23 protein-coding genes are annotated in these 24,820 nt (G+C 67.1%); 10 read left to right on the forward strand and 13 right to left on the reverse strand.

Annotation, left to right across the window (positions count from 1 at the left end; all coding sequences use genetic code 11):
- The first annotated feature begins 14 nt into the window (after positions 1–14).
- Together hmgA and KWG56_RS18100 are read left to right on the forward strand one after the other, a co-directional pair.
- Positions 15–1,313 (forward strand): homogentisate 1,2-dioxygenase, encoded by a 1,299-nt coding sequence (hmgA, locus tag KWG56_RS18095; RefSeq protein ID WP_219353193.1) that lies wholly within the window; start codon positions 15–17, stop codon positions 1,311–1,313.
- Positions 1,310–1,678 (forward strand): hypothetical protein, encoded by a 369-nt coding sequence (locus KWG56_RS18100; protein WP_219353194.1) that lies wholly within the window; start codon positions 1,310–1,312, stop codon positions 1,676–1,678. The genes hmgA and KWG56_RS18100 overlap by 4 nt, the downstream gene beginning before the upstream one ends.
- A 77-nt stretch (positions 1,679–1,755) precedes the next feature.
- Here the strand turns inward: KWG56_RS18100 and KWG56_RS18105 are convergent, their stop codons facing one another.
- From KWG56_RS18105 to KWG56_RS18165, 13 genes are all read right to left on the reverse strand, one after another.
- On the reverse strand, positions 1,756–2,058 hold the full coding sequence (locus KWG56_RS18105) for a hypothetical protein (RefSeq protein WP_201100082.1): 303 nt from the start codon (positions 2,056–2,058) through the stop codon (positions 1,756–1,758).
- 73 nt (positions 2,059–2,131) lie between these two features.
- Positions 2,132–3,103, reverse strand: a complete 972-nt coding sequence (gene glk / locus KWG56_RS18110) for a glucokinase (protein WP_219353195.1) — start codon at positions 3,101–3,103, stop codon at positions 2,132–2,134.
- Positions 3,104–3,132: 29 nt separating this feature from the next.
- The gene (edd, locus tag KWG56_RS18115) at positions 3,133–5,049 is read right to left on the reverse strand and encodes a phosphogluconate dehydratase (protein WP_219353196.1); all 1,917 of its coding nucleotides are present in this window, start codon (positions 5,047–5,049) and stop codon (positions 3,133–3,135) included.
- Positions 5,049–5,765 (reverse strand): 6-phosphogluconolactonase, encoded by a 717-nt coding sequence (gene pgl / locus KWG56_RS18120; RefSeq protein ID WP_219353197.1) that lies wholly within the window; start codon positions 5,763–5,765, stop codon positions 5,049–5,051. The genes edd and pgl overlap by 1 nt, the downstream gene beginning before the upstream one ends.
- Entirely contained in the window at positions 5,758–7,215 is a 1,458-nt protein-coding gene (gene zwf / locus KWG56_RS18125; protein ID WP_219353198.1) for a glucose-6-phosphate dehydrogenase, read from the reverse strand. Before zwf ends, pgl begins: the two co-directional genes overlap by 8 nt.
- 60 nt (positions 7,216–7,275) lie before the next feature.
- Positions 7,276–7,902 carry a bifunctional phosphoribosyl-AMP cyclohydrolase/phosphoribosyl-ATP diphosphatase HisIE gene (gene hisIE, locus KWG56_RS18130; protein ID WP_201100087.1) on the reverse strand — a complete coding sequence of 209 codons (627 nt, stop codon included), beginning with the start codon at positions 7,900–7,902 and terminating at the stop codon, positions 7,276–7,278.
- On the reverse strand, positions 7,899–8,666 hold the full coding sequence (gene hisF / locus KWG56_RS18135) for an imidazole glycerol phosphate synthase subunit HisF (protein WP_219353199.1): 768 nt from the start codon (positions 8,664–8,666) through the stop codon (positions 7,899–7,901). Before hisF ends, hisIE begins: the two co-directional genes overlap by 4 nt.
- The gene (gene hisA, locus KWG56_RS18140; RefSeq protein WP_219353200.1) at positions 8,663–9,394 is read right to left on the reverse strand and encodes a 1-(5-phosphoribosyl)-5-[(5-phosphoribosylamino)methylideneamino]imidazole-4-carboxamide isomerase; all 732 of its coding nucleotides are present in this window, start codon (positions 9,392–9,394) and stop codon (positions 8,663–8,665) included. The genes hisF and hisA overlap by 4 nt, the downstream gene beginning before the upstream one ends.
- 145 nt (positions 9,395–9,539) lie before the next feature.
- A complete protein-coding gene (gene hisH, locus KWG56_RS18145; RefSeq protein WP_219353201.1) occupies positions 9,540–10,142 on the reverse strand; it encodes an imidazole glycerol phosphate synthase subunit HisH in 603 nt (200 codons plus the stop codon).
- Positions 10,139–11,563: an imidazoleglycerol-phosphate dehydratase HisB gene (gene hisB, locus KWG56_RS18150; protein WP_219353202.1), complete on the reverse strand. Its 1,425-nt coding sequence runs from the start codon at positions 11,561–11,563 to the stop codon at positions 10,139–10,141. The genes hisH and hisB overlap by 4 nt, the downstream gene beginning before the upstream one ends.
- A complete protein-coding gene (gene hisD, locus KWG56_RS18155) occupies positions 11,560–12,882 on the reverse strand; it encodes a histidinol dehydrogenase (RefSeq protein WP_219353203.1) in 1,323 nt (440 codons plus the stop codon). The genes hisB and hisD overlap by 4 nt, the downstream gene beginning before the upstream one ends.
- The gene (hisG, locus tag KWG56_RS18160; RefSeq protein ID WP_219353204.1) at positions 12,882–13,763 is read right to left on the reverse strand and encodes an ATP phosphoribosyltransferase; all 882 of its coding nucleotides are present in this window, start codon (positions 13,761–13,763) and stop codon (positions 12,882–12,884) included. The genes hisD and hisG overlap by 1 nt, the downstream gene beginning before the upstream one ends.
- Before the next feature lie 10 nt (positions 13,764–13,773).
- Positions 13,774–14,058: a YerC/YecD family TrpR-related protein gene (locus KWG56_RS18165; RefSeq protein ID WP_201100094.1), complete on the reverse strand. Its 285-nt coding sequence runs from the start codon at positions 14,056–14,058 to the stop codon at positions 13,774–13,776.
- A 138-nt stretch (positions 14,059–14,196) separates the two neighbouring features.
- Between KWG56_RS18165 and KWG56_RS18170 the strand changes: the two genes are divergently transcribed.
- The 8 genes from KWG56_RS18170 to KWG56_RS18205 all read left to right on the forward strand — a co-directional run bounded on the left by KWG56_RS18170 (position 14,197) and on the right by KWG56_RS18205 (position 24,760).
- Positions 14,197–15,402 (forward strand): NAD(P)/FAD-dependent oxidoreductase, encoded by a 1,206-nt coding sequence (locus KWG56_RS18170; protein ID WP_219353205.1) that lies wholly within the window; start codon positions 14,197–14,199, stop codon positions 15,400–15,402.
- A gap of 99 nt (positions 15,403–15,501) precedes the next feature.
- Positions 15,502–16,923, forward strand: coding sequence for a circularly permuted type 2 ATP-grasp protein (locus tag KWG56_RS18175; protein WP_219353206.1), 1,422 nt, complete (start codon positions 15,502–15,504; stop codon positions 16,921–16,923).
- Positions 16,924–17,862, forward strand: a complete 939-nt coding sequence (locus tag KWG56_RS18180; RefSeq protein ID WP_219353207.1) for an alpha-E domain-containing protein — start codon at positions 16,924–16,926, stop codon at positions 17,860–17,862.
- A 2-nt stretch (positions 17,863–17,864) separates the two neighbouring features.
- Positions 17,865–18,704 (forward strand): transglutaminase family protein, encoded by an 840-nt coding sequence (locus tag KWG56_RS18185; RefSeq protein ID WP_219353208.1) that lies wholly within the window; start codon positions 17,865–17,867, stop codon positions 18,702–18,704.
- 79 nt (positions 18,705–18,783) lie between these two features.
- Positions 18,784–19,551, forward strand: a complete 768-nt coding sequence (locus tag KWG56_RS18190) for a proteasome-type protease (RefSeq protein WP_244999761.1) — start codon at positions 18,784–18,786, stop codon at positions 19,549–19,551.
- A gap of 96 nt (positions 19,552–19,647) precedes the next feature.
- Positions 19,648–21,915, forward strand: coding sequence for a TonB-dependent receptor (locus tag KWG56_RS18195; protein ID WP_219353210.1), 2,268 nt, complete (start codon positions 19,648–19,650; stop codon positions 21,913–21,915).
- 75 nt (positions 21,916–21,990) lie between these two features.
- Positions 21,991–22,677, forward strand: a complete 687-nt coding sequence (locus KWG56_RS18200) for a Fe2+-dependent dioxygenase (RefSeq protein ID WP_219353211.1) — start codon at positions 21,991–21,993, stop codon at positions 22,675–22,677.
- A gap of 73 nt (positions 22,678–22,750) precedes the next feature.
- Positions 22,751–24,760, forward strand: a complete 2,010-nt coding sequence (locus KWG56_RS18205) for a TonB-dependent receptor (protein ID WP_219353212.1) — start codon at positions 22,751–22,753, stop codon at positions 24,758–24,760.
- The last annotated feature ends 60 nt before the right edge of the window (positions 24,761–24,820 follow it).

Below are 24,820 nucleotides of genomic sequence, written 5' to 3' on the forward strand. Positions count from 1 at the left end.
AGGGAGACACGCACATGACGTTGCAAAACAACGCACCCGCCTATCTGACCGGCTTCGGCAACCATTTCGCGACTGAGGCTGTATCCGGCGCCCTGCCGGTCGGGCAGAACTCGCCGCAGAAGACGCCGATGGGCCTGTATGCGGAGCAGCTGTCCGGCACGGCCTTCACCGCGCCGCGCGCCGAGAACCGCCGCAGCTGGCTGTACCGGCTGCGCCCCTCGGCCCAGCACGGGCCGTACCAGCCGTTCGATCAGGGGCAGGTCCGCTCCGGCCCCTTTGACGAGACGCCGCCCAACCCCAACCGGATGCGCTGGGACCCTCTGCCGCTCGCCACGGCGCCGACCGACTGGGTCGAGGGGCTGACGACCTATGGCGGCAATGGCGAGCCGGATCACGGCGCCGGATCGGGCATCCACCTGTATGTCGCCAATCGGTCGATGACCGACCGGGTCTTCTATGACGCCGACGGCGAACTGCTGATCGTGCCGCAGGAAGGCGGGCAACGGTTCGTCACCGAGATGGGCGTGATCGACGCCCAGCCCGGCCATATCGTCCTGATCCCACGCGGCGTCCGGTTCCGGGTCGAGGTGGATGGGCCGGTGCGCGGCTATGTGTGCGAGAACTATGGCGCGCCGTTCCGCCTGCCGGACCTTGGGCCGATCGGCTCCAACGGTCTGGCCAACCCGCGCGATTTCGAGACGCCCGTGGCCTGGTATGAGGACGTGGACCGCCCGACCCAGTGCATCCAGAAATACGGCGGCAAACTGTGGACCACCACCTTTGACCACAGCCCGCTGGACGTGGTGGGCTGGCACGGCAATCTGGCCCCCTGCCGCTATGACACGGCGCGGTTCAACACGATCAACACCGTCAGCTACGACCACCCGGACCCTTCGATCTTCACCGTCCTGACCAGCCCGTCCGACACGCACGGCACGGCAAACATCGACTTCGTCATCTTCCCGCCGCGCTGGATGGTGGCCGAGCACACCTTCCGTCCGCCGTGGTTCCACCGGAACGTCATGAGCGAGTTCATGGGGCTGGTGACCGGCGCCTATGACGCCAAGGCGGGCGGCTTCGCGCCGGGCGGCGCCTCGCTGCACAACCGCATGAGCGGCCACGGCCCGGATCAGGCCAGCTATGACGGCGCGGTCAAGGCGGAGCTGAAGCCGCACAAGGTTGAAAATACACTGGCCTTCATGTTCGAAACGCGAATGCCGATCCGCGTCACCAAATGGGCGCAAGAGGCCCCACAGATGCAGCTCGACTATGACGATGTCTGGTCCGGGTTCACCAAAGGACAGGTCTCTTGAAACGCTTGCTCGCCATCACCGCCGCCGCCCTGCTGGCCGCCGCCTGCGCGCCGCAGACAGTGAACACGAACACGGCCGCCAGCGCCCCGGTTCAGAGCGCGGACGCCGCCGCCTGCGCCGCGCGCAACGGCACGATGAGACAGGTTGGCAAGCTGCAGTCCTGGCAGTGCGTGATCCGCTACGCCGATGCGGGCAAGGTCTGCACCAGCAGCAGCCAGTGCCAGGGCAGTTGTCTGGCTGGAGAGGCGACGGACAAGACGCCCGGCGCGACGACTTCAGGCGTCTGTCAGGCGACCAGCAACCGTTTCGGCTGCAGCACCCCTGTCGAGAACGGCAAGGCCGGACCCACGCTCTGCATCGACTGAGGCGACCGACACGGCGCCCATGAAAAAGCCCCCGTCGCGAACGACGGGGGCTTCTTTCGTTTCAACGCCAGGGCGGCTTAGTGGCCCTTGGCGGCGTCCTTGATTTCGCCAGCGCGCTGATCAGCGGCGGCCTGGGTCTTGTCAGCCTGCTCCTTCAGGGCCTCGGCCTGACGGTCGGCGTCAGCCTTGACGGTCTGGGCGTCGGCGTTGGCCTGGGCCACGGTGGCGTCGGCCTGGGCCTTCAGGTGGTCGGCTGCAGCGTCGCCCTGGGCGACAACGGCGTCAGCTTGGGCGTCCGCAGCCTTTTGTGCGGGTTGCTGGCAAGCGGCCAGACCGGCGACGGCGAACAGGGCAGCGGCGGTAACAGCAAGTTTCTTCACGGTGCTTCCTTCCTCAGCTTGTTGAGGTCTGGAAAACGCAGGGCATCACGAAGGGTTCACGCCGCCGTTACTTTTATTCTCCCGCTTCAGCAAAGGCGACGCGCGCGGAGCCCAGAAGGGCGGCGTGCTTGTGCATGATCACCTTGGTTGGAATGGCCGCCATATAGTCCTGGAACCGGCCCTTGCGCTCGAAACGCTTGCGGAAGGGGCTGGCCTTGATGAAGGGCAGGATGCGCGGAACAATGCCGCCGGCGATATAGACGCCGCCGCGCGCGCCGGTGGTCAGGGCGATGTCGCCGGCGACGGCGCCCAGAATGGCGCAGAACCGGGCCAGGGTGGCGCCGCAGGGGCTGTCGGGGTCGGCCAGCGCGGTGGTGGTGATCTCGGCCGGGTCTTCGATATGGGTCTCGCGTCCGTCTATCTCGGCCAGGGCACGGTGCATGTTCAGCAGGCCGGGGCCGCAGATCAGACGTTCGATGGAGACGCGGTCATAACGGCGACGCAGGATGCGCAGGATTTCGTCCTCGACCGGATCGCCGGGCGGGAAGCAGGCGTGGCCGCCTTCCGACGGCATGGCCATCTCCTTGCCATGGGCGTCGCGCACCAGGGCCGAGACGCCGAAGCCGGTGCCGGGGCCCAGCACGGCCACGGTGGCGTGCGGATCGCCGTCGATCGGGCCGCCCAGGCTTTCCAGCTGATCCGCCGGAACAATGGGCGCGCCCCAGGCCAGGGCCTCGAAGTCGTTGATCAGCTTGACCGGCTCCAGACCCAGGGTCTGAAGCTCGGCTTCCGACACGCGCCATGGCGAGTTGGTCAGGTCGATCTCGCCATTGGTCACAGCCCCTGCGACGGCGATCACGCCGCCGGTCGGCTTGACCTCGCAGCCGTCGATGAAGGCGGCGACGCCTTCAAGGAAGGTCGGATAGGTCTCGGCCGGGAAGCTTTCGTGATGGTCCAGGACCGGCTGGCCATCGACCATGCGGGCCACGGCGAAGCGGGCGTTGGTGCCGCCGACATCGCCGACGAGAAGGGTCTTGTCATTCATGGGTCGTTTCCTGCGATCGGTTGGGCGGATCAGGCGTCCACAGTCCGGTCGACGAAGTTGGGATTGGGCGGCGTGTCATCGTGGCCGTTGCCTTCGGAGGGCAGGGCGAAACAGACGGTGGCGCCTTGCTCGGCCGTGGTGACGACGTGGCGGAAGGCGCCGAACAGCTCACGGCCATAACCCCAGGACGAACCCTGGGCGATGGCGGGCGTGCGCGTGGCGGCGGGGCGGTCGGTCAGGCCGTCGACGCCGACCGTGGTCAGCACTCCGGCCTCGGCGTCCAGACGGATGATGTCGCCGTCCTTCACATGGGCCAGGGGGCCGCCTGCGAGGGCCTCGGGCGAGACGTGGATGGCGGCGGGCGTCTTGCCGCTGGCGCCCGACATGCGGCCGTCGGTGACGAAGGCGACCTTGAAGCCCTTGTCCTGAATGATCGACAGGGCGGGCGACAGGCTGTGCAGTTCGGGCATGCCGTTGGCCTTGGGACCCTGGAAGCGCAGGACCACGACGACGTCGCGATACAGCTTGCCGTCCTTGAAGGCCTGCAGGGCGTCTTCCTGGGTTTCGAAGACAGCGGCGGGCGCCTCGACGATGCGGTTCTCGGGCTTGACCGCCGAGATCTTGATGACCGCCCGGCCCAGGTCGCCCTTGACCAGACGCAGGCCGCCCTCGTTGTCGAAGGGGTTGGAGGCGGGGCGCAGGATGTCCAGGTCCAGGCTTTCGGTGACCCCGTCGCGCCAGACCAGTTCTCCGTCGACCATCGACGGCTCCTGGAAATAGGCCTCGATGCCCCCCCCTTTTCCTGGCGGGCCCATGATGGTCGTCACATCGGTGTGGATGTTGCCGGCCTGAGCCAGTTCGCGGGCGATGAAGGCGACGCCGCCTGCGGCCTGGAAGGCGTTCACATCGGCTGATCCGTTGGGATAGACGCGCGCCAGCAGCGGCGTGACCGAAGACAGCTCATCCATGTCGGTCCAGTCGATCAGCACACCCGCCGCCCGCGCCATGGCGACCAGGTGGATGGCGTGGTTGGTCGAACCGCCCGTGGCCAGCAGGGCGACGATGGCGTTGACGATGGACTTCTCGCTGATGACGTCGGCCATGCGGCATTCGCCGCTGCGGGCCAGTTCGACGGCGCGCTTGGCGGCGGCGGCGGTCAGGGCGTCGCGCAGGCCCGTGTCCGGGTGGACGAAGGCGGTTGAGGGCATGTGCAGCCCCGCCAGCTCCATCATCATCTGGTTGGAGTTGGCCGTGCCGTAGAAGGTGCAGGTGCCGGGCGAGTGATAGGAGCCGATCTCGCTTTCCAGCAGGGTCTGACGATCGACCTTGTTCTGGGCGTACTCTGCGCGGACGCGGGCCTTTTCCGCATTCGGAATGCCGGACGGCATGGGGCCTGCGGGGGCGAAGACGACAGGCAGGTGCCCGAATGCTAGCGCTCCCATAAATAGCCCGGGAACGATCTTGTCGCACACCCCGAGCATCAGGGCGGCGTCGAAGGCGTCGTGCGTCAGGGCCACGCCGGTCGACATGGCGATGACGTCGCGGCTGAACAGCGACAGCTCCATGCCGGGGCGCCCTTGCGTCACGCCATCGCACATGGCGGGGGTGCCGCCTGCGACCTGGGCCGTGGCGCCGACTTCGCGGACGGCCTTTCTGACCACATCGGGGAAACGCTCGAACGGCTGGTGGGCCGACAGCATGTCGTTATAGGCGGTGACGATGCCCAGGTTCGGCTTGGACCCGTCCATCGAGGTCAGCTTGTCGGCGATGGTCTGGCCCGCAAAGGCGTGGGCCCAGTTGGCGCAGCTGAGCTTGGCGCGGCCTGCGCCGCTGTCGCGGGCGGCGTCCATGCGGCGCAGATAGTCGGCGCGCGTATGGCGGCTTTTTTCAATGATGCGGGCGGTGACCGCAGCGACCGTAGGATGCAATTCGTATCGGGGCGCCATCAGCCTTCCTCCGTCCAGAGAACTTCAAGAGAAACATCGGCGGCGATCAGGGCGGCGATGGGCTGGATCTTAGGATCGCCCTTGGCCTGTTCCTCGAACACGCGTCGTTTGGTTTCGCCCTTCAGGCCCAGGATCACGCGCTCGGCCTGCATCAGATAGGGCAGGTTGATCGACAGGCGCTCGATGCTCGGCGCCATGCCGTCGCGGCCATGCGGCACGCCCAGAACGGTCGGCTTCAGCGTCGGCGTCAGCAGGGTCTTCAGCGTGGGGCTTTCAGGGAACATGGAGCAGATATGGCCATCCTCCCCCATGCCGAGAAGGACCGCATCGAAACGACCGCCCGCCTCCGCCAGGGCCTTGGCCGCCACGATGGCGGCGCGGTCCACGGTGACCTCGGGCGTGAACAGGGGGATGAAGCGGCCGGCGGCCGCCTTGTCCTGCAACAGCACGTCGCGGATCAGGCGGGCGTTGGAGTCCGATGATGTCTCGGGGACATAACGCTCGTCCACCAGGGTGACGGCGATCTTCGCCCAGTCCAGGTCCATCGCCGCCAGATGGCGATAGACCGGCGCAGGCGTCGAACCGCCCGGTCCCGCGAAGAAGGCGGAGCCGTTGTCGCGCACGGCGGCGGCCAGGGTCTCGCCCAGACGCGCGGCGGTCGCCTCGGCCCAGGCGTCGACGGAGGGGAAGGCTTCGATCTGGGGCGTGTTAGACATTGGTCGTGTTCCAGTCGCGTCCGGTGCGCATCATCAGCATGTCGGCGGTGTCAGGCCCCCACGTGCCAGCCACATATTGATCCGGCTTCTGGCCGGACTCGGCCCAGGCGTCGGCGACCTCATCGACCCATTTCCAGGCCTGTTCCGCCTCGTCGCGACGGACGAACAGGGTGGAGTCGCCGTGCATGGCGTCCAGCAGCAACCGCTCATAGGCGATGCGGCGGCGCGGCGGCGCGGCGGACTTGCCGTCGACGCCCCACGACAGGCTCATGGTGATGGGCTGAAGCTGCATGCGCTTGTCCAGGCCGGGGCGCTTGTTCATCACCGTCAGCGAGATGTCTTCCTCGGGCTGCAGTTCGATGATCATGCGGTTGGCCGGGGCCTCGCCCTCGTCATTGTCGAAGATGGAGTGCGGCACCGGCTTGAACTGGATGACGATCTCGGTGCGCTTCTCCGGCAGACGCTTGCCGGTGCGCATGAAGAAGGGCACGCCCGCCCAGCGCCAGTTGTCGATGTCGGCGCGGATGGCGACGAAGGTCTCGGTGTCGGACGGCTGGCCGCGTTCCTCTTCGTAGGATTTGGCCGGCTTGCCCTCGGACACGCCCGCCACATACTGGCCGCGCACGGTGACGCGTTCCGCCTCTTCGGGGGTGATGGGGCGCAGCGAGCGCAGCACCTTCACCTTTTCATTGCGCAGGGATTCCGGGTCCAGATCGCTGGGCGGCTCCATCGCCACCAGGCACAGCAGCTGCAGCATGTGGTTCTGCAGCATGTCGCGCAGGGCGCCGTATTCATCATAATAGGGCCAGCGGTCGCCGACGCCGACCGTCTCGCCGATGGTGATCTGGACGTGGTCGATCGTCAGATTGTTCCACAGCGGCTCGAAGATGGTGTTGCCGAAGCGCAGGGCCGTCAGGTTCTGGACCGTCTCCTTGCCCAGATAGTGGTCGATGCGGAACACTTGATCCTCGCGGAAGGCGTGGCCCACGGCGTCGTCGATCTCAAGGAAGGACTTCAGGTCGCGTCCGACCGGCTTCTCCAGCACGATGCGGCAGTTGCGTTCAGCCAGACCGGCCTCCTTCATCGCCGTGACGATGCGGCCGTACAGCGAAGGCGACACCGCCAGGAAGGAGGTGACCTCGCCGTCGCCGACCTTGGCCTTCAGCCGCTTCAGGCTTTCGGCGCTGGTGGCGTCGATGGCCAGATAGTCGAGGCGGGCCTTCATCCGGGCCCAGCTGTCTTCGTCCCAGGCCTTGTCGGCCTCGGCCTTGGCCTTCACCGCATCCTGGACCTTGCCGATGTATTCGTCGGCGGTTTCTTCCGAACGCGCGGCGCCGATGATCTTCAGCCCTTCCGGCAGCAGGCCGTCGTGCTCAAGGAAATACAGCGATGGCAACAGCATGCGCATCGCCAGATCGCCGCCGCCGCCGAACAAGATCAAAGCCGCCATCGATATCCCCTCAAGTAGCCCGTCGCCGGGTATGCACGCCCTTTATGACCGGGCCTGTCGCTATGGATGGGCTTTGCCCGCTTCCGCGCGTGACGCCAACACGTCCAGCACGTCCTGAAACACCATGTTACGGGCATGGAGAAGAACGAGCAGGTGATAGATCAGATCCGCCGCCTCGCTGGCCAGCTCTTCATCAGGGCCTGCGACGCCCGCCAGCGCGGTCTCGACGCCCTCTTCGCCGACCTTCTGGGCGATGCGTTTGGGGCCGTCGGCGACCAGTTTGGCGGTCCAGCTTTCGGACGGATCGGCGGCGGCGCGCACGGCGATGGTCTGCTCCAGCCGCGCGATCCGGCCCAGACCCGGCGCATCCGCATTCCCGAAACAGCTGACGCGGTTCAGGTGGCAGGCGTTGCCGACCGGCCGGACCGACAGAACCAGGGCGTCATTGTCGCAATCGGGCGTGACGCCCACGACATGCAGCCGGTCGCCCGACGTCTCGCCCTTCCTCCAGCGCCCGCCGCGCGAGCGTGAGAAGAAGGTGGCCTCGCCGGAGGTGATCGTTTCGTCCAGCGCGGCGCGGTCCATATAGGCCAGGGTCAGGACCTGCAGCGTCGCCGCATCCTGCACCACCACGGGAACCAGCCCGCCGCCCTTTTCGAAGTCGATGGTGGATGGATCGAGGGTCATATCCGCATCTCCAGGCCTTCGTCGGCCAGGTATCGTTTCAGGTCCGGTATGGCGATCGCGCCGGTGTGAAAGACGCTGGCGGCCAGGGCGCCCGACACGTCCGCCTGTTCGAACACATCGCGGAAATGCTGGGGCGCGCCTGCGCCGCCGGACGCGATCAGGGGGATGGTCAGACGTGCGCGGGCAGCCGACAGTTGCTCCACATCATAGCCCTGACGCACCCCGTCCTGATCAATGCAGTTCAGCACGATCTCGCCCGCGCCCAGTCCCTGCGCCTGATCCAGCCAGTCCAGCGTCCGCTTGCCCGCACGGCGGCGCGCGTCGGGATCGCCGGTGTATTTGTGCACGACCCATTCGCCGTCTTCCAGGCGGCTGTCGACGCCGACGACGACACATTGCGAGCCCAGGCGTTCGGCCATCTCGGCGATCAGTTCGGGTCGCTCCAGCGCGGGCGAGTTGATCGACACCTTGTCCGCCCCGTGATCCAGGCAGCGCGCCGCCTGCTCCACGCTGCGGATGCCGCCCGCGACGCAGAAGGGGATGTCCAGCAGCCGGGCGATGTCGCTGATCCAGCCATAGTCCAGCGTCCGCCCCTGCGGGCTGGCGGTGATGTCGTAGAAGACCAGTTCGTCGGCGCCCTCGTCACGATAACGCGCAGCCAACTCAGCCGCGTCGCCCATGTCGGTGTGGCCGACGAATTTCACGCCCTTGACGACCCGTCCGTCCTTCACGTCCAGGCAGGGGATGATCCGCCGGGCGGTCATGCCGCGGCCGCGATGGCTTCGGGCAGGGTGAAGCGGTTTTCGTACAGGGCGCGGCCCACGATGACGCCGTTGCAGCCCAGCGCCTTGACCGCGCTCAGGTCATCCAGAGACGACACTCCGCCAGACGCCTGGAGCACCAGGTCGGGGCGTCGGCGGCGGATCTCGGCCAGCAGCTCCAGATTGGGGCCGGTCAGGGCACCGTCGCGGCCCACGTCGGTGACCAGCACATGTTTGAACGCCCCCTTCGGATAGCGGTCCAGCGCGGTCCACAGGTCGACGCCCGCCGACTGGGTCCAGCCCTTCAGTGCGGGCACGGGCACGCCGTCCTCAAGCTTGATGTCCAGCGCCAGGGTGATCCGCTCCGGCCCGAACTCGCCCAGCCAGCCGGAGACATCGTCCGGCCGAGTCACCGCCAGAGATCCGATCACCACCCGATCCACGCCAGAGGCCAGCAGCTTGGTGACGTCGTCGCGGCTGCGCACGCCGCCGCCCGACTGGATCTTGACGTCGATGGCCTTGGCCAGTTCGCCGATCAGTTCGTGCTGCATGGCCTGACCGGCCTCGGCGCCGTCCAGATCGACGATGTGAATCCATTCGGCCCCTTCCGCGACGAAGGCGGTCAGGCGCGCGGCGGGCTGTTCGTCATATTGGGTCACCTGATCGAACCGGCCGTGCATCAGGCGCACGCAGACGCCGGCCTTCAGGTCGATGGCGGGATAGATCAGCATGAGGTCGGCTTCCGGTCGTCATCCTCGGGCTTGACCCGAGGATCAGAGGTGGGGTGGCCCGTGCGCGTCCGTCGTCGCACAGGCGGCAGAAAGCCCGATCCTCGGGTCAAGCCCGAGGATGACGGAGCGGGAAGGGCAATGCGGCTCACGCCGGAAGTCCCAGAAAATTCTTGAGGATGGCCGCACCGGCCTGGGCCGAGCGTTCGGGGTGGAACTGGCAGCCCCAGCGGTTGGCGGATCGCACGACGGCGGGGACGGGGCCGCCGTAGTCCGCGCGGGCCACGGTCGCGGGCCCGTCCGGGCAGACGAAACCGTGCACGAAATAGGCGTAGGCGCCGTCTTCGACCCCCGCCAGCAACGGGTCGTCATGGTCGCGCGTCAGGCGGCTCCAGCCCATGTGCGGCACCGGCAGGGCGGCGCCCGGCTCCAGACGTTTCACCGCACCGGGGATGAAGCCCAGCAGTTCGACGCCGTCGCCCTCGTCGCTGCGTTCGAACAGCAACTGCTGGCCCAGACAGACCCCTAGAAGGGGGCGTTCAAAGGCGCGCAGCGGCGCGATCAGGTTCAACGCCGCAAGCCGCGACATGGCGTAGCCCGCAGCCCCCACGCCGGGCAGGATGACCCGCTCGGCCTCGGCGATCTCGACCGGGTCGGCGGTCAGCCGCACGGTCGCGCCCAGCCGCTCCAGCGCGAACTGGACCGAGGCGACATTGCCCGCGCCGTAGGAGACGACGGCGACCTGGGTCACAGCACGCCCTTGGTCGAGGGCACGGCATCGCCCTCTACGCGGATGGCCTGACGCAGGGCGCGACCGAAGGCCTTATAGACGGCCTCGGTCTTGTGGTGGTCGTCCTGGCCTGTGACGGTGATATGGATGGCGGCGCCCATGGCCTCGGCCAGCGAGCGGAAGACGTGGGCGGTCAGGTCGGTGCGGTAGTCGCCGATATAGGGCGTCTCGAACGTGCCTTCGAACAGCGGATAGGGTCGTCCCGACAGGTCGATGGAGAGGGTCGCATTGGCCTCGTCCATCGGCAAAACAAAGCCGTAACGGGCGATGCCCTTCCTTTCGCCCAGCGCCTGTTTCAGCGCCTGGCCAAGGGCGATGGCGCTGTCCTCGATGGTGTGGTGCGGGTCGGTGTGAAGGTCGCCCTCGCATTGCAGGCGCAGCGAGAAGCCGCCGTGGGCCGCGATCTGCTCCAGCATGTGATCAAAGAAGCCGACGCCGGTTTCGATCTTGATCGGGCCGGTCGCATCCAGATCGACGGCGCAGACGATGCGCGTCTCCTTGGTGTCGCGCACGGCCTGGCCGACGCGGGACGGACGGCGCTTGGCGGGCGTCAGGCCGAAGGCGGCCAGCAGCCGGTCGTTGATCTCGGGCTTGATCGAGACGGGTAGGCGCAGACGGTCGCCCGACAGGTCGCCCTCGACGCCATAGGACTTCAGGCCCGCCAGCGCCGCCGCCGGATCTTCAGGCCGCGTCATGACAATGGGGCCGACGCCCGCCTCGACCGGCATCAGACGGCCCAGTTCGCGGGCCACCCGCTCGCGCTCGCGGCGGACGGTGGCGATGCGTTCCGCCGTCTCGATCATCCGCGACGGGTCCAGCGCCTGCTGCGCCAGCCGCACCAGAGGCTCGGGCAGGGCGTAGGGTTCCAACACTGAGGCCAGCCGCGCCAGCGTCTGCGGCTGGGCGATGGCCGCCCCGACCCGCGCACCCGCCAGCCCATAGGCCAGCGACAGGCTGCGAAGCACGACCAGGTTGGGCTGGTCCGCGATGACGGTGACGGCGGAGGCGCTGTCGGAAAACTCGATCAGGCCTTCGTCCACGACCAGCAGGGCCGGGGCCACGCGGGCGGCCATTTCGGCCACCGCCTCGGGCGAACCCAACGCGCGGATGATGACGGCGGCGGGGTCGCCCTTCGACGGATAGATGGCGGCCAGACGGTCATAGGGCTCGGCCTTGGGCGCCTCGACCGAACCGCCGTCGCGGGCGGCCAGGCGATAGGCCAGCTCCAGCCCATGGGTCAGCCCGCGCACAGGCAGAACCGTCTCGACCGGCGTGGCGTAGAGGGCGGCCATGCGTGCGGCCAGCGCCAAGGCGTCGCCGGGATAACGGTCCAGACCGTCACCGCCGGACACCAGAGGGGCATAGGGGGCGGGCAGGGTCATGCGTCGGCCCTCAGGTCGGCGGCGCGGGCGTGGGCTTCCAGACCCTCCATCCGGGCCAGACGGGCGGCGATGGGCGCCAGTTGCCGGGCGCCGTCCTCGGTGACCAGTTGAACCGACATGGTGGTCATGAAGCTGGCGGTGGTGACCCCGCCAAGGGTCTTGGCCCCGCCGTCGGTCGGCAGCACGTGGCTGGGTCCAGCGGCGTAGTCGCCCAGGGTCTCGGCGGCGAAACGCCCGACGAAGACGGCGCCTGCGGCGTTGATGGACTCGACCAGTTCCTCGGACTCTTCGACCTGAATGGACAGGTGCTCGGGGCCGTACAGATTGGCCACCTCGGCGGCGGCGTCCAGATCGCGCACCAGGATGGCGCGGGCCTCGTTCAGCGAGGCGCGGGCGATGGCTTCGCGCGGCAGGGTGGCGACCTGAACCTCAACCTCGGTCAGGATATAGTCGATGGTGGCGCGGCTGGTGGAGACCAGCAGGACCTGGGCGTCGGCGTCATGTTCGGCCTGGCTCAGCAGATCGGCGGCGGCGATCTCGGGTGCGGCGTCGCGGTCGACGATGACCATCAGTTCGGACGGGCCTGCCGGCATATCCACGGCGGGGCCACCCGGAAGGGCGGACGCCTGTTTCTTGGCCTCGGCGACATAGGCGTTGCCCGGTCCGAACAGCTTGTCGCAAGGCGGGATGATCCCGTCCTCCAGTTCGACGCCGAAGGTCAGGGCGGCGATGGCCTGCGCCCCGCCCATCAGCCAGATGGCGTCCAGGCCAGCCTCGGCGGCGGCCAGGATCATGGCGGGGTGGACGCCGCCCTCCTTGTTTGGCGGGGTCACGGCGATCCGCTCGCGCACGCCCGCCACTTCCGCCGGAATGGCCAGCATCAGCAGGGACGAAAACAGCGGCGCCGTGCCGCCGGGAATATAGAGACCCGCAGAGGCGATGGGCCGCCACGCCAGTTTCGAGCGCACGCCGGGCGTCGTCTCGACATAGGGGGTGTCTTCGGGCCGGGTCGCCTGATGGAAGACGCGGATGTTGTCGGCGGCGAAGCGCAGGGCGCGGGTGTCGGCGGGCGGCAGGGCGTTGCGCGCCTCGGCGATAGCGCCCGGCGTGATGGCGATGCGACGAGGCGGCGCCTTGTCCAGCTTCAGGCACCATTCGGTCACGGCTGCGCCGCCGCGCTCGCGCACGTCGTTCAGGATGGTGCGGACCACCTCGGTCACGTCGCCCGCGGTGCGCTGGGTGGGGCGGGCCAGGGCGGTCTTCTTTCCAGCCGCGTCCAGCGACGACCAGTCGATGCGTTTGAATGCGGTTTCGGTCATCACATCATCTTCTCGATGGGCAGGACCAGGATGGCCGAGGCGCCTGCGGCCTTCAGCTTCTCCAGCGTCTCCCAGAAGACGGCCTCCTGACAGACAGCGTGGACCGCCACGGCATCGTCGCGACCCATCAGGGGCATGACGGTCGGCGAACCGGCGCCCGGCAGGATGGCGGTGATCTGATCCAGTGAGGCGCGGGGCGCATTCAGCATGACGTATTTGGCGCCCTGAGACGACACGACGCCCGCCATCCGTTCGACGATGCTGTCCAGCAGGTGCTGCAGACCCGGCTCCGGGGCGATGGGCGACTGGATCAGGACCGCCTGACTTTCCAGCACCGTGTCCTTGGCCTGAAGCCCGTTGGCCTCCAGCGTGGCGCCGGTCGACACCAGATCGCAGATGGCGGCGGCCAGCTTCAGGCGCGGGGCCACCTCGACCGCGCCGCGCATGGTGACGATGTCGGCTGAGACGCCGTTGTCGTTCAGATATTTGCGCAGGATTTTCGGATAGGAGGTCGCGATCCGCAGGCCGTCCAGCGAGGCGGGGCCTTCATAGGCCAGGGTCGGCGGCGTCGCGATCTTCAGGGTGCAGCGGCCAAAGCCCAGGGGCATGACGATGGAGGCGTTGGCCCCGCCGTTCTTGCCTTCCTCCAGCACATTCTCGCCGACGATGCCCAGATCGCAGACCCCGTCCGCCACGAAGGTGGGGATGTCGTCGTCGCGCACGCGCAGCAGGTCGATGGGGTAGTTCTCAACCCGGTACAGCAGGTCGTTGTGACCCTTGACCCATTTCAGGCCCGCGTCGCGGATCAGATCAAGGCTGCGGTCGGCCAGACGGCCTGATTTCTGGACGGCGATGCGGAGCCGACCCTGGACAGTGCTCATGTTCGGATACTCAGTTTTTCAGCCGGTCCAGGGCGATGCGATATCCCTGGTGCGGCATGTCTTTCAGATAACGGGCGACACGGACGACGGTGGTGGGGCTGGCATGGGCCTCGGCCGCGATCTCGCGATAGGATTTGCCCCCGGCGTCCAGCAGGCGCGCCACCTCCCACCGCTCTGCAAAGGCGCGCAGTTCGGCGGGCGTGCAGAGGTCGGCCAGAAAGGCGTCGATCTCCTCACGCGTCTGCATCGACAGCAGGGCGTCATAGAGGGCGGCGCGGGCGGGCGGGGTCGTCATGCGCGTTCCACTATGCTGTAACAGTGGAACGGTCAAGGGCTGAGTGGCGCGTGACGAGTGATGAGTGGCGAGGCGGCTCGGCCATTTGTCTGGTTCTCGCCACTCGCCACCCGCCGCTCGCCGCTCTAAATGCACCCCATGACCAAGGTTCTGATCATCGGCGCGGGACACGCGGGCGGCTCGGTTGCGGCCTTTCTTCGGCAGTACGGCCATGAGGGGCCGATCATTCTGGCGGGTGAAGAGGATGCGCCGCCGTATCAGCGCCCGCCCCTGTCCAAGGCGTGGCTGAAGGGCGAGGCGGATCTGGAGGCGCTGCTGCTGCGCCCGCTCAGCTTCTATGCCGAGCAGAACATCGACTTTCGTCCCTCGACCGTCGCCGTGTCGGTGGATGCGGCGGCCAGGACCGTCGCCTTCCATGACGGGGCGTCGGAAACCTATGACATCCTGGTGCTGGCGACGGGATCGACGGCGCGCAAACTGCCGATCCCTGGCGGCGATCATCCCGATCTGCTGGAGTTGCGGACGCTGAAGGACGCCGAACGGCTGAAGGCCGTGCTGGGGCCGGGCAAACGTCTGGCTGTGGTTGGCGGCGGCTATGTCGGCTTGGAGGCGGCGGCCTCGGCCCGCGCCCTGGGTGCGGAGGCCATCGTCATCGAACGGGCGCCGCGCGTGCTGGCGCGGGTGGCGTCGCAGACCCTGTCGGCCTTCTTCACCGCCCAGCACCGTGCGCATGGGGTCGAGATCCTGACGGACGCCGAGGTCACGGCCATCGCCCATGACGGGGTGACGCTGGCGGACGGTTCGGTGGTCCGGGCCGACGCTGTGCTGGTCGGCGTCGGCGCTCTGGCCAGCGACGGTCTGGCGCGGTCGGCGGGGCTGCGCTGCGACGACGGGGTGGTGGTCGATGATCAGGCGCGCACCAGCGACCCGGCGATCTTCGCCGTCGGCGACATGACGCGGCGTCCGATTCCGGTTCATGGCGGCGTGCATCACCGTCTGGAAAGCGTGCCCAACGCCCTGGAGCAGGCGAAACAGGCGGCGTCCGCCATCGTCGGCCGCCCTGGGCCATCGCCCGAAGTGCCGTGGTTCTGGTCCGACCAGTATGATTTCAAGCTGCAGATCGCGGGCGTGCCGTTCGACGCCGACCGCCAGGCCGTGCGGGGCGATCCATCCGCGTCCGGCTTCGCCGTCTTCCATCTGGCGGGCGACAGGATCGTGTCGGTGGAGACCGTCAATGCGCCGCCCGAGTTCATGGCGGGCAAGCAGCTGATCGGAAAGGCCACGCCGGTGGATGTCGAAAAACTGTCCGATCCCGCCGTGTCCATGAAGGCCGTCGCCCTCTGACGGCGATGTGATTTAGAAAAGCTTCGTTGCGCCGCAACATTTCTGTTGCGCAAACGCTCGTGTCCTGAACAGACTGTGACTTCCACACGGCGGGGGCGGATGACGAAGGCTTTCGACGAAATGAATGGCGGCGGATCAGGGTCGATCCGCGACAGCTATAAGACTTTGGCGGCATGGCTACAGAATGCGCCGCCCGATTTGCTGCAAGCGCGCTCGCGCCAGGCAGAACTGTTCTTTCGACGCATGGGCGTGACTTTCGCCGTCTATGGTGATGAAGAGTCCAATGAGCGGCTGATCCCGTTCGATGTCGTGCCGCGCATCATCGGCGCCGACGAATGGTCTGGGCTGGAGGCGGGGCTCAAGCAACGCGTCTCGGCGATCAATGCGTTTCTGAAAGACATCTATGGTCCGCAGGAATGCATCAAGGCGGGCGTCGTCCCGGCCGACCTGATCCTGACCAACCCGCACTATCGGCCTGAAATGCAGGGCCGCCGTCCGCCGGGCGATGTCTGGTGCCATATCGCGGGCGTCGATCTGGTCCGCACGGGCGAGGACGGCTTCTATGTGCTGGAGGACAATGTCCGCACGCCGTCGGGCGTCTCCTACATGCTGGAGAACCGCGAAATGATGATGCGGCTGTTCCCCGACCTGTTCGCGGAACACAGCGTGCGCCCGGTCGAAATCTACACCGACATGCTGCTGCGCTCGCTGCAGGCCTCGGCGCCGGATGGGGCGGGCGAAGATCCCACCATCGTCGTCCTGACGCCGGGGCCGTTCAACTCGGCCTATTATGAGCACAGCTTCCTGGCCGACAAACTGGGCGTCGAACTGGTCGAGGGCGGGGACCTGTTCGTCAATGACGACACCGTCTTCATGCGCACGACCGAAGGGCCCAAGCGCGTTGACGTCATCTATCGCCGCATCGACGACGACTTCATCGACCCCCTGACCTTCATGCCGAACTCGGCGGTCGGGGTGCCGGGGCTGATGTCGGCCTATCACGCCGGTCGCGTGACCCTGGCCAATGCGGTCGGCACCGGCGTCGCCGACGACAAGGCCGTCTATACCTATATGCCGCAGATCATCCGCTTCTTCACCGGAGAGGATGCGATCCTGCAGAACGTGCCGACCTGGCGCTGCCGCGAGGCGGATGCGCTGAAAGAGGTGCTGGGCAAGCTGGACCAACTGGTGGTCAAGGAGGTGGGCGGCTCTGGCGGTTACGGCATGCTGGTTGGACCGGCCGCGACCAAGGCCGAGATCGAGGCCTTCCGCGCCAAGCTGATCGCCGATCCGGACGATTTCATCGCCCAGCCGACGCTGAGCCTGTCGACCGCCCCTACGCTGGCGGGCGGCGACCTGTCGCCCCGTCACGTCGACCTGCGCCCCTTCGTCCTGTCCAGTCCGGCAGGCGTGCGCGTCGCGCCCGGCGGCCTGACGCGGGTGGCGCTGAAAGAGGGCTCGCTGGTGGTGAACTCCAGCCAGGGCGGCGGAACCAAGGACACCTGGGTGCTGGACAACTAGATGCTCTCACGCACAGCAGACAGCCTGTACTGGACCGGCCGCTACATGGAGCGGGCGGATTTCCTTGCGCGGATTCTGGAGGCGGCGATCCGTCTGGCCGCGCTGCCGGCCAAGGATCAGGCCACCGTCACCGCCTGGGCCGGGGCCATCGCCTCGTCGGGTGTGAAGAGCGCGTTCGACGCCTCTGGCCGCACGCCGTCCGAAAAGTCGGTGCGCGAATACCTGGCCTTCGGCGCGGACAACTCCACCTCGATCAAGGCCTGCATAACCCGCGCGCGGACCAATGCGCGTTCGGTCCGCACCGCCCTGACCATCGAGCTGTGGGAGGCGATCAACGGCGCCTGGAACGGCCTGAACGAATTGGGCGAACCGACCAAGCGGGACGATTTCACCAGCTATCTCGACTTCGTCAAATCGACCTCTCTGGCGGTCGAGGGCGCGTCGTCGCGGACCATGCTGAGGAATGACGCCTACTGGTTCCTGCGTCTGGGCATGGCGATCGAGCGGGCCGACAACACCGCGCGCCTTCTGGACGTGAAATACCACCTGCTGCTGCCGCCCGGCGAACGGGTGGGCGGGCAGCTGGACTATTTCCAGTGGACGACCCTGCTGCGCGAGGTCTCGGCCCTGACCGCCTATCGCTGGGTTTACCGCGAAAGCGTGCGGCCCTGGCTGGTCGCCGACCTGCTGGTGCTGAACCGCCAGATGCCGCGCTCCCTGGCCAGCTGCCAGGGCATGATCGTCAGCTATCTGGAGAAACTGGCCGCCGATTACGGCCGTCGCGGCCCCGCCCAGCGTCTGGCCTCAAGCCGCCTGACCCAGTTCAACGAAGCCAGGATCGAGGACATTTTCCAGGCCGGCCTGCACGAATATATCCAGAACTTCCTGAACGAGAACAACGCCCTGTCGGGCGCCATCCACGAACAGTATCTGGTCTGACCATGCGGATAAGGATCGATCACTCCACCCGCTATGGCTACGCCCGCCCGGCGCGGTTCATCGTCCAGATGCTGCGCCTGACGCCGCGTTCGTGCGAGAGCCAGCAGGTCGGCGACTGGCGGATCGAAACCGACGTGGACGCCCGTCTGCGCCGCAGCGAGGACGCCTTCGGCAACATCGTCCACAGCCTCTACACCGAGCGGCCGACGGACTCCTTGACGATCCGGGTCATGGGCGAGGTTTCGACCGTGGATACGGGCGGGGTGATCCGGGGGCAGTCCGAACGCCTGTCGCCTCTGGTCTTCCTGCGTGACACGGCCCTGACCCGCGCCGACGCCGCCATCCTGGATTTCGCCCAGGCGATAGGGCAGGGCGATCCGCTGGATCGGATGCATCGCCTGATGGGCGCGCTGCACAGGGATGTGGCGTTCGAGGTCGGCTCCACCTCCGCCGCCCACACCGCCGCCGAGGCCTTCGCCCAGAGACGCGGCGTCTGTCAGGACCACGCCCAGATCTTCATTTCGGCGGCGCGCAGGCTGGGGGTTCCGGCTCGCTATGTCTCTGGCCACCTGAACCGTTCCGACGGCCAGCACGATCAGGACGCCGCCCACGCCTGGGCCGAAGCCTGGATCGAGGGGCTGGGCTGGGTCGGGTTCGACCCCGCCAACGGCATCTGCCCCACGGATCAGTATGTGCGGGTGGCGGTGGGGCTGGATGCGCTGGGCGCGACGCCGATCCGCGGGACCAGCTATGGCGGCGGCCAAGAAAGCCTGACGGTCGCGCTTCATGTGCGGCCTGTGCAACAGAGCCAGCAACAACTGCAGTCCAGAGGCTGGGGTTAATAGGCAAGTCGGACGAATCTGTTAGCGTCGTCGGACTCGCATCGGGAGCAGTTAGAGCGAAGTGACCTATTGCGTGGGTATGCTGGTGGACGAGGGGTTGGCGATGATCGCCGATACTCGGACCAACGCGGGCGTGGACAACATCTCGTCCTACCGAAAGCTTCACATCTACAAGACGCCGGGCGAGCGTATTCTGGCCGTGGCGACGGCGGGCAATCTGTCGGTGACCCAGACGGCCCTGGCCATGGTCGCCGAGGGCGTGAAGCTGCCGGACGCCAATGCGCCCGAGACGCTGGAGACGGCGCCGACCCTGTTCCGCGCCGCCCAGATTCTGGGTCATGCGCTGGCGACGGTGCGGGCCACGATCAACACCCCGCCTTCGCCCGCCGCCGATGCGCTGAACGTCAACGCCTCCATGCTGCTGGGCGGCCAGATCGGCGACGGCAAGATGGGGCTGTATCTGATCTATGGTCAGGGCAATTTCATCGAATGCGGCCCGGATACGCCCTTCCTTCAGATCGGTGAATTGAAATACGGCAAGCCGATCCTGGATCGCGCCCTGCATAACTCCACCCCCCTGTCCGAGGCGGTGAAGATCGGGCTGATCTCGTTCGATTCGACCATCCGTTCGAACCTGGCGGTGGGCGCGCCGCTGGACCTGATCGTGATCCCGCGCGGCAAGCTGTCGGGGATGGAGCGCCGCATCGACGCCGAAGACCCTTACTTCCGCGACCTGGGCCGCCGCTGGTCCGAAGCCCTGGCGTCCGCACACAGAGCCATGCCCGATCCGACCTGGCTGGATCTGAATGAGGAGCCTGCCCTGAGGCCGATGACGATTGTGACCTAGCTAAGACTGCGAGGTGTTCGCAATTTTGCTTGTGCGACATATTGAAGCTGTTTATTGCGACCGCATCGCAAAATCAGACCAAAAGGTCGCAGCAATATGTCCGACTCTCGCGCATCGTCTCTCCGCGCACTTCTTTTCGCCTCCAGCGCAGCCGGGATGCTGGTCGCTGCTCCGGCCGTAGCCGCCGACGCCGCTGAAGCTGGCGCGACCGTCGCGGCGGTTGAGCAGCAACAGCCCACGAATCTGGGCACCGTCGACGTCAACGGTCATGCGCAGCGCCGTGAGCCGCAGAGCTCGAAATATGTTGCGCCGCTGGTCGATACGCCGCGCGCCGTCACCGTCATTCCGCAGCAGGTCATCGAACAGATCGGCGCGACTTCGCTGCAGGACTTGCTGCGCACCTCGCCCGGCATCACCTTCGGCGCAGGCGAGGGCGGCCAGCCGCTGGCCGACCGTCCGTTCATCCGTGGACAGGCCTCGGGCAACAACATCTTCGTCGACGGCATTCGTGATACGGGCGGCCAGCAGCGTGAAGTCTTCAACCTGGAGCAGGTCGAAGTCATCAAGGGGCCTGACTCGGTCTATTCGGGCCGTGGTTCGGGCGGCGGATCGATCAACCTGTCGTCCAAGTCGCCCAAGCTGACCGACTTCACCAATGTCTCGCTGGGCGGCGGTACGGACTCCTACTGGCGCGGCACTATCGACCAGAACTGGCGCATCGGCGAGACGGCCGGTTTCCGCATCAACATCCTGTCGGCGTCGGGTGACGTCGCAGGCCGCAACGCCGTCGATTACGACAAGTTCGGCGTCGCCGCCGCCCTGGGTGTCGGCCTGGGCACGGACACCACCGCGACCCTCAGCTTCAACTATCTCGACAGCAACCAGATGCCTGACTACGGCATCCCGCTCTACACCAAGCGCGGCGGGGCCACGGCTCCGCGTGAGAACGCCCAGGGCGTTCTGGATGTACCCTATGACACCTTCTACGGGCTGACGGCGCGCGATTATCTGAACAATACGGTCAAGAGCGCGACCCTGAAGCTGGAGCACCGCTTCTCGCCGAACCTGGCGATCCGCAACACCACCCGCTATTCCGAAACCCTGAACGACTATGTCGTGACCAACCCGGGCGATGGCGGCAATGCGGTTCTGGTCAACGGCGTCTGGTGGATGAAGCGCGGTCTGAAGTCGCGTTGGAACCCCGCAGACACTACGGCGAACGTCACCGAACTGTTCGGCACGTTCAACACGGGCGCCATCAAGCACAGCTTCGACGTGGGCGCCGAGTTCACGCACGAGATCAACAAGAACGCGTCGTGGACCGTCACGACCACATCGGGCTCCAGCTGCCCGACGCAGTTGCAGACGGGCGTACCCTATGACTGCACCCTGCTTTATAATCCCAACCCCAGCGACCCGTGGACCGGGACCAAGGTTCTGGGCGCGGTGACCAAGAACTCGACCACCACCAAGTCGCTCTTCGCGTTCGACTCGATCGAGCTGACCGAGCGGTGGCTGCTGAACCTGGGCGTTCGGTGGGATGAATACGCCGTAGGCGGCGTTGACTCGACCGGGAAGCTGGTCGCCAAGAATTCCTGGGACTTCGTCAACTATCAGGCGGGTCTGGTCTATAAACCGACGCCGAACACCAGCGTCTATGCATCCTGGGCCACGTCTTCGACGCCGCCGACCATCAGCGCGGGCGACCAGAACAACAGCGGCGGCAATGGAACCGGCAATCTGCTGACCGAAGTCCTCGACCCTGAAGACACCACCAGCTACGAGATCGGCGCCAAGGCTAGCCTGTTCCGCGATCAACTGCAGTTGAGCGCCGCCGCCTTCCATCTGACGCGCAAGAACGCCCAGATATTGGTTGATGTGGGCAAATATGAACAGGCAGGCGAAGTCGAAGTCAAAGGCATTGAAATTGGCGTGTCAGGCAACATCACGCCCCAGTGGCAGATGTTCGGCGGCTATACCTACCAGACGTCGGAACTGGTTCGCGGCGCCTATAACAGTCCGAACCTGGGCGACAGTCTCGCCAACACGCCCGAGGATAACGTGAGCCTGTTCTCGACCTACAAGGTCACCTCGCGCTTCACGGCGGGCGGCGGCGTCTATTATGTGTCGCGTTCGAACGGCGGCAATCAGGGTGGCGCAGGCGGCGGCGCCAATGGCGTCTATGCCCCGGCCTATACTCGCGTTGACGCCTTCGCTTCCTACGCCCTGACCGATCGTGCGGCCCTGCAGCTGAACGTGCAGAATGTGGGTGATGAGCGTTACATCATCCGCACCAACGGCGTTCACCATGCCGATCCGGCGCCGGGTCGTTCGGCCACCCTGGCCCTGAACCTGCGCTTCTAAAGGCCGTTTCCCCGGCCTATTCTGGACGGCCCCGTGTTCCCCGCGGGGCCGTCTTCTTTTTGAGCGAGGCTCGACGTGCTGCTCCAGATTCCTGAAGTCTTCTCCAAGGCCGAAGTGAGGGCGTTGCGCGAACGGTTGGACGCGGGGCCGTGGGCGGACGGCAATGTCACCTCGGGCCACCAGTCGGCGACGGCGAAACGGAACCAGCAGTTGCCCGAGGATTCGGCGGCGGCCAAGGAGGTCTCGGCCCTGGTGGTTCAGGCGCTGAACGCCAATCCGATGTTCGTTGCGGCGGCCCTGCCGCACACCATCTTCCCCCCGCTGTTCAACCGATACGAAGGCGGCGGCGAGTTCGGGCTTCATGTCGACAACGCCATCCGCCAGTCGCGCGACGGCGGGACCGTCCGCATCCGCAGCGACCTGTCCGCGACCCTGTTCCTGTCAGAGCCGGAGGACTACGACGGCGGCGAACTGATCATCGAGGAGATGTACGGAGCCCAGTCGATCAAACTGCCCGCAGGCGATCTGGTCCTGTATCCGTCCAAGAGCCTGCACCGGGTCACGCCGGTGACGCGCGGCGCGCGGGTGTCATCCTTCATGTGGCTGCAGAGCCTGGTGCGCGACGACGCCGACCGCGAAACCCTGTTCCGTCTGGACATCGCAACCCAGCGGGTGGCGGTGGACAAGGGGCCCAAGGATCAGGCCGTGATCGAACTGACTGGCGTCTATCACAACCTGCTGCGGCGCTGGTCCGAGGTGTGACCCTGGGGTCACCCTGCGGTTTTTAAGCCTTGCGCGGTGAACCGTCTGCAGGTCTGGCCTATTGTAACGCTTGATGTTGCAAGATCTCCCGCCCCCTGCGCCCGCCCAGTTGTCTGAAATCGTGGTCACGGCGGCGCGTTTGCCGCCGGCGGCCGCCGACGCCGCCTTTTCGGTGGTGCGGCTGGATCAGGCGGTGCTGGCGCGCTCGACGCGGCTGGACGAGGCGCTGCGGTCCGTACCTGCGGTGTCGCTGTTCCGGCGTACCAGCAGTCTGGCGGCCAATCCGACCACCCAGGGGATTTCGCTGCGCGCCATCGCGCCGTCGGGGGCGGGGCGGACATTGGTGACGCTGGACGGGGTTCCGTTGAACGATCCGTTCGGGGGCTGGGTGATCTGGTCGCAGGCCGCGCCGGAGATGCTGGAGCGCGTGGACATCGTGCGCGGCGCCGGGGCCGGACCCTATGGCGCGGGCGCCCTGACCGGAACCATTGCGCTGAGCGAACGCGACAGAGGCGGGGTGCTGGACGCCTCGGTGATTGAACGGGGCGGGGCGCGGCTCGCGGGTTCCGGCTCGACCATGCTGGGGCCGGTCGGAGTGACCCTGTCGGGCCTTTATGAGACCAGCAACGGCTATACGCCCGTGCGCGGATCGGCGGCGGGGGCGGCGGACACGCCGCTGGATCTGGACAGTCGCAGCGCGGCCCTGCGGGTCGATGCGCCGCTGGACGGGCTGCACCTGCACGGCGCGACCCTGTCGCTTCGGGCCGCGACCTGGGAGGAGGATCGCGGATCGGGTCTGCTGAACACCCGCGCCAACGCCAGCGGCCACAGCCTCAGCGCCACAGCCGCCAAGGCGCCTGATCCGAACGGCTACGGCTGGCGGCTGCAGGCGTGGCGGATCGACAGCAACCTGGCCAATAGTTCGGCCTCGATCTCGGCGGATCGGTCGACCACGACCCCCGCCAACGACCAGTACAAGACCCCGGCGACCGGCTGGGGCCTGAACGCCGCCCTGCGCCGCCGCGTAGCCCAGATCGGCGGCGGGCGGCTGGAGTGGGAGGTCGGCGCGGACGCCCGGTTCAACGACGGCCAGACCCAGGAATATTACACCTATGTCGGTCAGGGCTTCACGCGCGAGCGGGTGGCGGGGGGCGAGACCTCGGTGGTCGGCGCCTATGTCGATGGATCCTGGACCGGCGGGCCGTGGCTGGTCGCGGGGGGCTTGCGCCTGGATCAGTGGAAGAACGAGAACGGGTTTCGCCTGGAACGGCTGATCGCCACCGGCGTCCCCAGCGCCGACGTGAGGTTCGAGGATCGCTCGGGCGAGGTGGGCAGCGCGCGTCTGGCGGTGCGGCGCCAGTTGACGCCGGATGTGTCCGCCCGCGTCGCCGCCTATTCCGGGTTCCGGCCCGCGACCCTGAACGAGCTTTATCGCCCCTTCCGCGTCGGCAATGATCAGACGGTCGCCAACGCCGATCTGAAGCCGGAGGTGCTGACTGGGGTCGAGACCGGGCTGGCCTTTGACCGCGACGGCCTGACCTGGGGCGCCAGTCTGTTCTGGAACCGGATCGAGGACGCCATCGTCAATGTGACCCTGAGCGAGAACGCATCCGGCGTGACCCGCCAGCGCCAGAACGCGGGGACCATCGACGCCTGGGGCGTGGAGTTGAATGGATCGGCGGCGCTGACGCCCGCCCTGTCGCTGAACGCCGCCGTGTCCTGGACCGACGCTGAAGTGGACGGCGGAAGCGCCGCGCCGCAACTGACGGGCCTGCGCCCCGCCCAGGCGCCGCGGTGGAGTGCGACGGCGGGGCTGGACTGGCGCGCGACCCAGCGCCTGACCCTTGCGACAGCGCTGCGCTATGAATCTGCCCGGTTCGACGACGATCTGAACAGCCGGGTTCTGGACGCCGCCTTCACCCTGGACGCACGGGCCGAGTGGGCGGTGAACGAGCGGACCCTGCTGTGGTTGGCGGCGGATAATCTGTTCAACGAGGACGTGCAGGTGTCCCAGACGGCCAACGGCGTCGCCGGTTACGGCCCGCCCCGCACCCTCAGCGCGGGCCTGCGTCTGACCTACTGACCAGCTTGGCTGCGGGGCGGCGAAGGATTTGTCGCGAGGATCGCTATTGAAAGCCGTTCG

It is taken from the genome of Brevundimonas nasdae (genome assembly GCF_019395145.1).
In the GTDB taxonomy this organism is placed as follows: Bacteria; Pseudomonadota; Alphaproteobacteria; order Caulobacterales; family Caulobacteraceae; genus Brevundimonas; species Brevundimonas nasdae.